We start from the raw sequence: 12,098 nt of genomic DNA on the forward strand, positions 1-12,098 counted from the left end.
GAACGCGCTTCATCTCGGCCTTGGTTTCCGAGGTGATGATGCGCGGACCGGTGACATATTCACCCCACTCGGCCGTGTTCGAGATCGAGTAGTTCATGTTGGCGATGCCGCCCTGGTAGATCAGGTCGACGATCAGCTTCACTTCGTGCAAGCACTCGAAGTAAGCCATTTCCGGAGCGTAGCCGGCTTCCACCAGCGTTTCGAAGCCGGCGCGGATCAGTTCGACGACACCGCCGCAGAGCACGGCCTGTTCGCCGAAGAGGTCGGTTTCGCACTCTTCACGGAAGTTGGTTTCGATGACGCCCGAACGGCCGCCGCCAACGCCCGAGGCATAGGCCAAAGCGATGTCATGGGCATTGCCCGAAGCGTCGTGGTGCACGGCGATCAGGCACGGCACGCCGCCACCCTTCTGGTATTCGCCGCGAACGGTGTGGCCCGGGCCCTTCGGCGCGATCATGATCACGTCGACGGTCGACTTGGGTTCGATCAGGTTGAAGTGCACGTTGAGGCCGTGCGCGAAAGCGAGAGCTGCGCCGTCACGGATGTTGGGCTCGATGTCCTTCTTGTAGATATCGGCCTGCAGTTCATCGGGGGTCAGAAGCATGATGACGTCAGCCCAGGCGGAAGCCTCGGCAACGCTCATTACCTTCAGGCCTTCGCTCTCGGCCTTCTTGGCCGACGGCGAGCCGGGGCGCAGGCCAACGGCGACATTGGTCACGCCGGAATCGCGCAGGTTCAGCACATGGGCGTGGCCCTGCGAGCCGTAGCCGATGATGGCGACCTTGCGGGACTTGATGATGTTGATATCGGCATCACGATCGTAATAGACGCGCATGGGAATCTCCCCTCAGTAGCGAATTTTAGGTATTGGCCTTGGCCCCGTGGAGGGCCAGGAATTGATCCGTCGCGGCCTTAACATCGGCTTCGATATTGGCTTCGACATTGGATTGGGTCAGGCTCTTGTCGCCGAGCAGCAGACGGATCTGCACATCGCGGACGACGAGGCCGAAAAAGATACGATAAGCGTCTTCGCTCGAATTGAAGCGCAGCAGCCGCGCATCGCGCGCCGCTTCCAGAATTGGCTTCAGACGCCGCCGGATCGCCATCGGCCCGTTTTCGAGCACGATGTTCCCAAGGCTGTCCTTTTCCTGGGCAGCATGGGTAATGGCAGTACGGTTGAGCGTGATCGAGACTTCACCGATGATGGTGGTGAGTAAGTCCCGCGCAAACTGCTCAAGGCTTTCGCGCAGCACTTTCGCGCTGAGATGGCTGCGATCCACATGCGGCATGCGCACCTTGGCCGCCTGCCACTGCACTGTTGCAGTAAGGAGACCATCGCGATCGCCGAACCACTTGTAGAGTGTTTCCTTGGAGCACGAAGCGCGCCGCGCTACGGCCGTCATGGTCAACCCGTCGCCGTTCTCGACCAACAGATCGAGCGCAGCCGTAAGCACCGCCTGCTGGCGGGGCGTGAAGGTCTCTTCGCTGATCTTGATGGGCAAAGGCACTGGTCGTCACCCGCAGACGCATAGCCGAACGCTTTCGGCAATTTCCGTCCGCAGGCGTACCGTACGGTACGGTTCCGCGCAAGGGGGATTTTTGGATTTGGAACGGATTTTGGCGCGGCGACTGTCGTGGTGAGCGCAGCGGCCGGCCGCAAGTCGGCCTAGATCGTTCTATGGAAAATGAAGAGCGCTACCAGCGCCGACGGCGACGCATGAATACTCTGCCGAGCGGCACACCCAAAAGGACGGCAAGAGTAGTCGCGGACAAGAGGCTCATAAAAACCGGAAAATTCACGGGCGCACCTATAGATCAATATTGGAGCGCATACGCAGTACCCAGCGCAATATTGAGTCTGGGCTGATTTGGTGAATAAGCGATAAATGCCGGTCTACGCATGCTCCGCTGCGGCTCAAACGGCGGGGGCTCCGCGAGCCCTCCGCCAATCTATCGACTACGAGCCGACCTGCTCCCAATCGAGCACGATCTTCCCGCCGGTCCCGGAAGCCGCCTCTTCAAACGCGGCTGCATAGTCGCCCGCCGGACGACGCCCGGTGATAACCCCGCGCACATCCAGCCCGCTTTCGAGCATGGCCAGCATCTTGTGCCAAGTCTCGAACATCTCGCGCCCATAGATCCCCTTGAGCGTGATCATACGGAACACGATCTTGCCGAGGTCAAACGGGAACGGTCGCGCCGGAATACCCAGCAGCGCAATCTTGCCGCCCATCACCATATGGTCGATCATCTGGTCGAGCGCCGCCGGTGCCCCGCTCATTTCGAGCCCGACGTCAAAACCCTCGCGCATACCGAGCCGGTTCATGACTTCCCGCAGATCTTCCTGCGCCACATTCACCGGCACCACATCGGCGACCTTGGCCGCCAATTCCAGCCGCTGCGGGCTGATATCGGTAATCACCACATGCCGCGCCCCGACATGCCGCGCCACCGCGCCAGCCATGATCCCGATGGGACCAGCGCCAGTGATCAGAACATCCTCGCCGACAATGTCGAACGAGAGCGCCGTATGCACTGCATTGCCCAGCGGATCGAGAATGGCCCCGATTTCATCATCGACACTGTCCGGCAACTGCACCACGTTGAAAGCCGGAATGCGCACGAACTCGGCAAAGGCCCCCGGCAGATTGACCCCAATCCCCTTGGTATCGGGATCGAGATGATACTTCCCGCCCCGCGCCGCCCGGCTATTGCCGCCGACCACATGGCCTTCGCCGGAAACGCGCTGCCCAATCTTGAGCCCGCGCACATTGCCGCCAACGGCGACGATCTCCCCGGCATATTCATGCCCGGTGATCATCGACACCGGCACGGTGCGGCTTGCCCAGTCGTCCCAATTGTAGATGTGCACGTCCGTGCCGCAGATGCCGGTCTTCTTGACCTTGATCAGCACGTCATCCGGCCCGATTTCGGGCACGGGACGATCTTCCATCCAGATGCCCCGTTCCGGCTTTGCCTTGACCAGCGCCTTCATCAGATAACCCCCAGCGCGCGGCCAGCATCGCTGAATGCCGCAATTGCAAAATCCACATCGTCATCGGTCAGCGCCGCCGACATCTGCGTGCGAATGCGCGCTTTGCCCTGCGGCACCACCGGATAGAAGAACCCGGCGACATAAACGCCCCGCGCATCCAGCTCCTTCGCCATGCGCTGCGCCAGAACCGCATCACCCAGCATCACCGGAATGATCGGCGTCTGCCCATCGATCAGCGAAAAGCCGGCCTCGCTCAGCCCCTTGCGGAATTTTGCCGCGTGCCCCGCCAGCTTGGCCCGCAGGTCATCCGCATCCTCGGCAATATCGATCGCTTTCAGCGACCCCGCCGCCACGGCTGGAGCCAGACTGTTGGAAAAGAGATACGGCCGCGCCCGCTGCCGCAAGAGATCAATGATCGGCTGCGCCGCCGCGATGAACCCGCCCATCGAGCCGCCCAGCGTCTTGCCCAGCGTACCGGTAACAATATCAACACCGTTCCCCGCGCCGGTCAGCGACGGCGTACCCCTGCCCTTTTCGCCGAGATGCCCCGTGGCATGGCAATCATCCACCGCCACCAGTGCCCCGAACCGCTCGGCCAGCGCGCAGATTTCCCTGAGCTTGGCGACATGCCCATCCATAGAGAAGACGCCATCGGTGATGATGAGCTTGAACCGGCAACCATCAGCTGCCGCCTGCTTGAGCTGGGTTTCCAGCGCGTCCATGTCCGACGTGTCATAGCGATAGCGCTTCGCTTTGCTCAGCCTCACACCATCGATGATCGAAGCATGGTTGAGCGAGTCGGAAATGACCGCATCCTCCGGCCCCAACAGCGTCTCGAACAGCGCGCCATTGGCGTCGAAACAGGCCGCAAAGAGAATAGCGTCGTCCTTGCCGAGATATCTAGCGATCCGCCGCTCCAGCTCCCGATGCAGGTCCTGCGTGCCGCAGATGAACCGCACCGAAGCCATGCCAAACCCGTGGCTGTCCAGCGCCTCTGCCGCGGCGCGGCGAATATCCGGATGGTTTGCCAGGCCAAGATAGTTGTTGGCGCAAAGGTTCAGCATCTCACGCCCACCAACCGCGATACGCCCGCCCTGCGGCCCGGAAATCTCGCGCTCCGTCTTGCGCAGGCCCGCCGCCTCGATCTCGGCCAGAACCGAGGTCACATGATCAAGAAATCCGCTATCCACCGCCGCATCCTCCGCTATAATGGAAATTCCAATATATTGGATTTTGAAATCCGTTACAATGGAATTTCTATGAGTACCGAGTCCGCGCCGCAGCTGGGGCCCATCATTCAGGCCGAGCGAAAAGCCCGCCATCTGACACTGGAACAACTGGCTGCCCGCTCGGGAGTTTCAAAATCCATGCTGTCACAGATCGAACGCGGCGAGGCCAACCCGACCTTCGCCGTGCTCTGGGGCCTCACTCAGGCGCTCAAACTCGATCTCTCGGAACTGGTCGGGGGCGGAGTCAGCCAAAAACAGGCCGAGACCATCGAGGTCGTGAGCCTCGCCCACACCCCCGAAATCCGCTCGCCCAAAGGCGACTGGACCCTGCGCATCCTGAGCCCGCCAAACCTGGCGAGCCAGGTGGAGTGGTATGAAGTGGAAATCGCCGCCGGCAAGAGCCTTGCAAGCTCGCCGCACTCGGCCGGCACCACCGAACACCTGACCGCCTGGACCGATGGCCTGACCGTCATCAGCGGCGGCAGTAGCCAGAGACTTGCCAAGGGCGAAACCGCCCGTTACCGCGCCGACCTGCCCCACGAAATCGTCAATGACTCGACCGCCCCCGCAAAGGCGCTGATGGTCGTGCACTATCGCGGCTAGCAGGCGTTGAACGCAAAAAACGCGTCCAACCACGGAACGTCATCCTCGGGCTTGACCCGAGGACGCTGCACTTGATGGTGGCGCGGCAGGTGTAGCTCCCTCGGGTCAAGCCCGAGGGTGACGATTGCTGGAGGCGGAGGCTATTGCGTTGCCAGCAGATCTGGCGACTGCCTCAAACCACCTCCGGTATCCAGACCACCATGCTCCCCTGCCCGCGATTAGCCCAGAGATAGTATGGAATAGCCGTCAGGTTCGCCTCGCGCTCGGCCGGCGGCTTGGTCCGATAAAGCCCCGACCATTCCCCTTCGTCGATCGCCGTCGCCGCAGCCTTGAGCGTTACCACGCCATCGAACAGCCCTGCCTCGGTCTTCACCTCCAGCGCCGCGTCGCGCTTGATTTTCAACCGCTGCACGCGCCCGCCCGGATTGTCGACCTCCTCGACACAATAAACCAGCGGCCCACGCTTCAGCGCCACGCGCCCGGCATTCATGATCACGCCCGGATGCGAATAAAGCCGCTCCGCCGGCATCGGCAGGTCCAAAGCAATCGAGTCGCCCTTGGCCCAAGTGCGGTGAATGGTGACATAACCGTTCTCAGCCTTTGCCTCGACCTTCTGCCCGTTCACCGCGATGGTCGCACCATGGCACCAGCCCGGAATACGAAGCTTAACATCGAACGCCGCTGGCGTTTCCGGATCGACCGAAATCCTGATGTCGCCCGACCACGGATAGTTCGACACTTCCTTGAGCGCGACCCTCTGCCCACCGATCTCGACCGTGGAACCGATCCCGCCATAAAGATGGAAGGCCACCCCGTCACTCGACGTCGAGATGAAATACCCACCCACCGACGCCACCAGCCGCGACACGTTCATCGTGCAGCACGGACACGTGTGCCAGTCCCACCGCGTCGGCGTACCGTCGCTCTCCAGCGGATTGGCATAGAAGTAGTGTTCGCCATCCCGGCTCAGCCCCGAAAGCGCGCCATTGAACATGGCGAGTTCGAGAATATCGCCGTACTTCCCATCGAGATCGAGATGCAGCATCCGCTGCGCCCAGAAGATCAGCGCGACGGACGCACAAGTCTCGGCGTAGGCCGTCTGGTTGGGCAGATCGAAGTCATGCGTAAAACCCTCATTGTGCGCCGAGGGGCCCAGGCCCGCCGTCACATACATCTTGGTTTCCATCACATCGTCCCAGAGCACTTCGCAGGCCCGTTTCAGCGCCGGATCGTTCAGCTCCGCCGCCAGGTCGGCCATCGCCGTATAGAGATACATGGCGCGCACCGCGTGGCCGACCACCTTCTCCTGCTCGCGCACCGGCTTGTGGCTCTGCGAATATTCGTAATTGGCAAACACATAGCGCTGCTTGGCGTCCCCGCCCTCGCGCGCCTCGCGTTCGATATCGAAATAGTGCGGGTTCGCATTGCCGCGCTCGTTGATCATGTAGGTGGCAAAGTCGAGATGCTTCTTCTCCCCCGTGAGGTAGTAGAGCTTCATCAGCGCCAGCTCGATTTCCTCATGCCCGTCATAGCCCCGGCGCTTGCCGGCATCGGTGCCAAAGTTCGAATAAATGTGGTCGAGATAGCGCTCCATCACATCGAGAAAGCGTCGCCTTCCGGTTACCTGAAAATAGGCCACCGCGCCTTCGAGCAGGTGCCCGGCATTATACATCTCGTGGTTGTCGCGAAGGTTGGTCCAGCGGTTCTCCGGCTCCCGCCCGAGATACCAGCAATTGAGATAGCCATCCGGCGACTGCGCCTTTTCGAGATCGTCGATGGCCGCCTCGATCTTGGCTTCGATATCGGCATCGCGCCGATGCGCCAGCGCATAACTCGCCGCCTCGATCCACTTGCCGACATCGCTGTCCCAGAAAACCTGCACGGTAAATCCATTGGAATGGCGCGGAAAACGCAGCGGCGGCGGCGGATTGCGCAATTTCAGCGAGTCGAGAATGCCATATTCGCCCAGCTTCTTGTGCTGGCTGGGCACCGTGCGATCGAGCACCGTCTCCAGCCGTTCATGCCAGAATTTGCCTTCCAGCCGCACATCGGGAAAGGGAACGGGAGCATAACGAGACATGAGAAAACCTTTTCGCTTATAAAGCAAAGAGTTGGTTGGGAGTTTGAGGTTCTGTCCCTCCCCGTTTGTCACCCCGGCGAAGGCCGGGGTTCATCCTGAGATTTCAAGATGGATCCCGGCTCAAGGCCGGGATGACAGCCGGTGGGAGCAGCAAAACAAAAGCCTAAATCCGTGCCCCGCTCTGTGGATCAAACAGGTGCACCAGCGCCGGATCGATATCGAGGCCCACCCGGTCCCCCACTGAAAAACCAAGCCGCTCCGTCTGCACCAGTTGCAGGGCACCGTCCTTGGAGGTCAGATAAGTCGCCGAGCCCGTCGACTCCACATTGCCGACCTCGAAGTGAAAGCTCGCGGCCCCCTCCGCCACGCGCAGATTTTCGGGCCTTACTCCGGCAACCACCTTTCGATTGGGTTCGGCCTGCCGCGCCAGCGGAATGCGATCCCCCGCCCCCACGACAACGCCACGACCATCTTCGGCGATGACGCCGTCGACAAAATTCATCGCCGGCGAACCGATGAACCCGGCGACGAACCGATTGACCGGCTGGTCGTAGAGATCAAGCGGCCGCCCCTGTTGCTCGATAATCCCGTCGCGCATCACCACCACCCAATCGGCCATGGTCATCGCTTCGATCTGATCGTGGGTCACATAGACCGAGGTCGCCCCCAGCCGATCATGCAGCGCCCGGATTTCCTTGCGCATCTGCACCCGCAGCGCCGCGTCGAGATTGGACAGCGGCTCGTCGAAGAGGAACGCCTTGGGATTGCGGATAATCGCCCGGCCCATGGCCACACGCTGCCGCTGCCCGCCCGAAAGCTGCCGCGGATAGCGCGACAACAGCGCCGAAAGCCCGGTCGTTGCCGCAACCTCGGCCGCCTTGGCCTTGGCTTCCGCCTTCCCTACGCCATGGAGGCGCAGCGAATAGGTCAGGTTCTCCTCCACCGTCATATGCGGATAGAGCGCGTAGGATTGAAACACCATGGCGATGTCGCGATGCCGCGGCGGCACGCCGGTCATCTCCTTACCGGCAATATGCAGGTCGCCCGAGGTGATGGTTTCGAGCCCGGCAATCGAGCGCAGCAGCGTGGACTTGCCGCAGCCCGAAGGCCCGACCAGCGCCACAAAGCTCCCCTTCTCGATCGAGAGGCTGACATTCTTCAGCGCGTGGAAAGCGCCATAGTGCTTGTCGATATTTTTCAGTTCGATCTGGGCAGTCATTTGAGTGCTCCCGAGGTGAGGCCGGAGACGATACGGCGCTGCAGCAGGACGAAGACGGCAAGGATCGGCGTCACATAGATCGCCGAATAAGCCATGATGGCGTTCCAGTCGGTCGAGTTCGGTCCAAGGAAGCCCGAAAGGCCAACGCTGGCTGGCTGCAAGGACGGGTCCTGGATGATCGACTTGGAATAGATGTACTCGCCGAACGAGCTCATGAAGGTGAGGATGGCGCAGACCAGAATGCCGTTCCGCGCCAGCGGCAGGACGATGGAGAAGAACGCGCCGACGCGCGAATTGCCGTCGACAAGCGCCGCCTCTTCGAGTTCGCGAGGCACGGTCATGAAGGTTGCACGCACCAGCACGACGAAGAACGGCATGGCCTTGGCCGCCGCCGCCAGCACGACCGCCGTCCGCGGATAGTTGAGCAGGCCGAACTGGTTGAAGGCGACAAACAGTGGCGTCACCATCACAGAGGCTGGCAGAACCTGCAGCATCAGCACCGAAAAGAGGCCGATATCGACCCAAACGTTCCGGTACCGTGCCAGCACATAGGCGCAGCCTGTACCAAAGATCACGGTAATGGCCGTGACACCCGCCGCGATCAGCGTCGAGTTCCAGAGGAACACGTGCATGGTCCGCCGCGTCCACACATTGGGATAGATCGACAGGTCGATCTCACGCGGCCAGAAGGTGGGCGGATTGGCAAAGATCTCCGAGCCCGATTTGAAGCTCGTGACATACATCCAGTAGAGCGGGAAGAGATAGACCGCGGCCAGCGCCAGAGCGACGACGACGAGCAGCCAGGGAATATAGGGCCGGGTCATCCGCGCACCTCATGGCGGGTGGAGCGCACATAGATGATCGACGCGATCAGCACGAGCACCAGCATCATCACCGAAATCGTGGCGCCCTTGGCGAAATCGTAAAGCTGGAAGCTCATCTGCCAGGACCAGTATTGGGCAACCGTCGAGGTATTGGCGGGACCGCCCTCGGTGATTGCGGGAAAGAGATCGAACTGCTGCAAGGTGCCGATCAGCCCCAGCGACAGAACCGCGCCAATCGTTGAGCGCATCATCGGCAGCGTGATCGTCCAGAAGCGCTGGAAGGCATTGGCGCCATCGAGTTCGGCGGCCTCATAGAGATCGCGCGGAATCGCAGCGAGTCCCACCGAAAGCAGCAGCATGTTGAAGGCGAGACCCAGCCAGATATTGGCGATAACCACCGCCCAGATGGAAAAGGCCGGATCAGACTTCCAGAACACGTTCGACTGGATGATCCCGAGACCCTTGAGGATCGTGTTGAGCACGCCGAAATCGCCGGCCAGGATCCAGCTCCAGATCGCGCCGACCACCAGGCCCGGCATCACCCATGAAACGAGGAACAGGCCGCGAATGGTCGAGGCGCCCGGAAAATTCTGCGCAAAGAACAGCGCCAGCGCAAAGCCGATGATGAACTGGCCGCCCATCGAGAAGAAGACGAAGATGAAGGTATTTTTGGTCACCAGCCAGAATGCCGGCTCGCGCACCACATCGATGTAGTTCTGAAAACCGGCCCACGGCCTGATCAGCGAGCCCAGGGTGAACATGTCCACCTGCTGAAAGCTCATCAGCACATTATAGATCAGCGGCAATCCAGCCATGGCGACGAGAAAAGCCATCGCCGCACCAACAAGCAGAATATCGAAACCCACGCCATCGCGCAGGGAAGCCAAAAATCGTCGCACGAAACCTCTCCAACCCTGGCGGCGAGTACCCGGCCGGGTACCCGGCCGGGTGGTGGGAGATTACTTCCCGAGAATGCCGTTGATGGTCGTCTGGGCCTGTGCCAGCGCATCCTTGGACGACATCTGGCCGGTCAGGGCCTGCTGCATGGCGTCATAGATGGCCTTGGAGATCTTCTGCCATTCCGGATGCGGACCGCGCGGCTGGGCATACTGGAGCTGTTCGAGGAACACCTTGAGCGCCGCGTCCTTCTTCTCGACGCCGGTCACCGGCAGTTCGATATCGCTGCGTGCCGGAATGGAGCCGAATTCTTCAAAGATCCGGTTGTCCTGGCTGGCGAAATATTCAAGCGCGCGGAATGCTTCGTCCGGGTGCTTGGTGGTCGACATGATACCCCAGTCGAATCCGCCGAGAGCCGAAGACCGCTCGCCGCCGTCGGTGATCGTCGGCAGCAGCGCCACGCCCCAGTCGAACTTGGCGTCTTCCACCATGCGGTCGACTTCCCACGGGCCGGAGATCGCCATGGCGGCATTGCCCGAATTGAAGGTGCCGGTCGAATCCCACTGGCCAAGGCTCAGCACGTCCTTGGACGCCCAGCCGTTGTCGACCATCTTCTTCCACAGATCGAGCACTTCGGCCGCGCCGTCGGTCGCCACATTGTCATAGCCGCCGCCCGACATCTGGATGATCGGCAGGAACTGGAACGTCCCTTCTTCGCCCGCACGCGCCGAGAAAGTCGCGCCATAGACGTTATTGGCCGGGTCCGTCAGCTTCTCGGCATATTCCGTGAGCTGCGCCCATGTGGTCGGCGGCTCGGTGATCCCTGCCTTGGCGAACAGGTCCTTGTTGTAGAATACGCCGATCGTGTCGGTATATTTCGGAATGCCGAACAGCTTGCCGTCCCACGAAACCGAGTTCAGCGGACCTTCAAAATAGTTCTCGGCCTTGATCACGCTCGAATTGGCAACCCGGTCGGTAATGTCGAGCATGGCGCCACGCGACGAGAACAGCGCGAAATCAGGATTGTCGAACGACACGATGTCAGGCGCATTGCCCGTCGCAAAGGCGCGCAGCGTTTCGTTGACGAGGTCGTCGAAAGGAATGGCGCGGTATTCGACGACGATATCCTCATTGGCCTCGTCGAATTCCTTCGAGAACGTGTCGGCGATACCAACGCGGTCCACCCCGTCGATCGACCAGATTTTCAGCGTCACCTGCGCAAAGGCCGGCGTCGCCAGGCTCATCGCACCAAGGCTGACAGCGGTCAAAAGTCCGAATGCGTTCAGTTTCATCAGGTTCTCCTCCCTGAGCGGCACAATCGCCGCAAGAAATGCTGCAAGGAGCCCTCCTGCCCCTGAGCAGCGACTAATCGACGGGGCAAATCCCCCGCGACATCCCGTAACCACAGCGTTACCGCCATAGAATTCCCTGGCCACAAGCCAGCCCGACCGGCTCCTCCTCAGCAGACTCCAACCTGCTGAGGAAATCGTTTTCTCAACGAGAAAAGACCTTCTTTGCCCGCCCGTCAAGTTAAGTATGACTTTTAAACCCCGACGAAATCACCACCCCGGCTGGCCTTGAGATAATTGAGCGCATGCACCTGCCCGGTGATCTCGAGATCGCCGCGATAGACCGGGTCGTGCCAGCCCTCGATATCGATCGAGCCCTGATACCCGGCCAGCCGCAGTTCCGAGATCACATCGGTCCAGTTGGTGTCGCCAAAGCCCGGCGTGCGCATGAAAACGAATGGCACCTTGCCGAAAACGCCATGCTCGCGGATCACATCCCAGCGGATCGTCGCGTCCTTGCCATGGACGTGGAAAATCTTTGGCGCCCATTTGTGGATCTGCGGGATCGGGTCGATCAGATAGACCATCTGATGGCACGGCTCCCATTCGAGCCCGATATTGTCCTGCGGCGTCTCGTTGAAGATCAACTCCCAGGCATCGGGATTATGGGCGATGTTCCAATCGCCGGACGCCCAATTGCCATCCATCGCGCAGTTCTCAAACGCAAGACGGACACCCTTGTCGGCGGCGCGCTTGGCGAGATCGGTCCAGACCTCCTTGTAGCGCGGCAGGCTCTCTTCGATCGACTTGCCGCGGATTCGACCGGTGAAACCGGCGATCGTCTTGGCGCCGAAGAGATGGGCGTTGTCGATCAGCGTTTTCCAGCCCTGCAGCGTCTGCTGGTCGATGTCGGTGGTTTCGAGCGGGTTGCCGAACATGCCAAGCGTATCGATCACCACATC

11 protein-coding genes are annotated in these 12,098 nt (G+C 60.9%); 1 reads left to right on the plus strand and 10 read right to left on the minus strand.

The annotated features are described in order from the left end of the window. From ilvC to ABW043_RS05285, 4 genes are all read right to left on the minus strand, one after another. On the minus strand, nucleotides 1-835 hold an 835-nt coding region (gene ilvC / locus ABW043_RS05270; protein WP_353920181.1), incomplete at its 3' end, for a ketol-acid reductoisomerase. A 25-nt stretch (nucleotides 836-860) separates the two neighbouring features. Beyond that, on the minus strand, nucleotides 861-1,508 hold the full coding sequence (locus ABW043_RS05275; RefSeq protein WP_291417102.1) for a TetR/AcrR family transcriptional regulator: 648 nt from the start codon (nucleotides 1,506-1,508) through the stop codon (nucleotides 861-863). 449 nt (nucleotides 1,509-1,957) lie between these two features. Continuing rightward, nucleotides 1,958-2,995 carry an L-threonine 3-dehydrogenase gene (gene tdh, locus ABW043_RS05280; RefSeq protein ID WP_353920182.1) on the minus strand — a complete coding sequence of 346 codons (1,038 nt, stop codon included), beginning with the start codon at nucleotides 2,993-2,995 and terminating at the stop codon, nucleotides 1,958-1,960. Further along, entirely contained in the window at nucleotides 2,995-4,185 is a 1,191-nt protein-coding gene (locus ABW043_RS05285) for a glycine C-acetyltransferase (RefSeq protein ID WP_353920183.1), read from the minus strand. The genes tdh and ABW043_RS05285 overlap by 1 nt, the downstream gene beginning before the upstream one ends. A gap of 69 nt (nucleotides 4,186-4,254) precedes the next feature. On the opposite strand from ABW043_RS05285, the gene ABW043_RS05290 reads away from it, so the two are divergent. Further along, a complete protein-coding gene (locus ABW043_RS05290; RefSeq protein ID WP_353920184.1) occupies nucleotides 4,255-4,827 on the plus strand; it encodes a helix-turn-helix domain-containing protein in 573 nt (190 codons plus the stop codon). Nucleotides 4,828-4,999: 172 nt separating this feature from the next. Here the strand turns inward: ABW043_RS05290 and ABW043_RS05295 are convergent, their stop codons facing one another. The 6 genes from ABW043_RS05295 to ABW043_RS05320 form a co-directional block, all read right to left on the minus strand. Continuing rightward, a complete protein-coding gene (locus tag ABW043_RS05295) occupies nucleotides 5,000-6,907 on the minus strand; it encodes a glycoside hydrolase family 127 protein (RefSeq protein WP_353920185.1) in 1,908 nt (635 codons plus the stop codon). A 163-nt stretch (nucleotides 6,908-7,070) separates the two neighbouring features. After that, the gene (locus ABW043_RS05300) at nucleotides 7,071-8,126 is read right to left on the minus strand and encodes an ABC transporter ATP-binding protein (RefSeq protein ID WP_353920186.1); all 1,056 of its coding nucleotides are present in this window, start codon (nucleotides 8,124-8,126) and stop codon (nucleotides 7,071-7,073) included. Further along, nucleotides 8,123-8,950, minus strand: coding sequence for a carbohydrate ABC transporter permease (locus ABW043_RS05305; RefSeq protein WP_353920187.1), 828 nt, complete (start codon nucleotides 8,948-8,950; stop codon nucleotides 8,123-8,125). The genes ABW043_RS05300 and ABW043_RS05305 overlap by 4 nt, the downstream gene beginning before the upstream one ends. Beyond that, nucleotides 8,947-9,849 (minus strand): carbohydrate ABC transporter permease, encoded by a 903-nt coding sequence (locus tag ABW043_RS05310; protein ID WP_353920188.1) that lies wholly within the window; start codon nucleotides 9,847-9,849, stop codon nucleotides 8,947-8,949. The genes ABW043_RS05305 and ABW043_RS05310 overlap by 4 nt, the downstream gene beginning before the upstream one ends. A 60-nt stretch (nucleotides 9,850-9,909) precedes the next feature. Next, nucleotides 9,910-11,139 carry an ABC transporter substrate-binding protein gene (locus tag ABW043_RS05315; protein ID WP_353920189.1) on the minus strand — a complete coding sequence of 410 codons (1,230 nt, stop codon included), beginning with the start codon at nucleotides 11,137-11,139 and terminating at the stop codon, nucleotides 9,910-9,912. Between the two features lie 251 nt (nucleotides 11,140-11,390). Then, nucleotides 11,391-12,098: sugar phosphate isomerase/epimerase family protein (locus tag ABW043_RS05320; protein WP_353920190.1), on the minus strand; the 708-nt coding region annotated here is incomplete at its 5' end.

Origin of the sequence: Devosia sp. (assembly GCF_040509215.1) — a bacterium.
GTDB lineage: Bacteria > Pseudomonadota > Alphaproteobacteria > Rhizobiales > Devosiaceae > Devosia.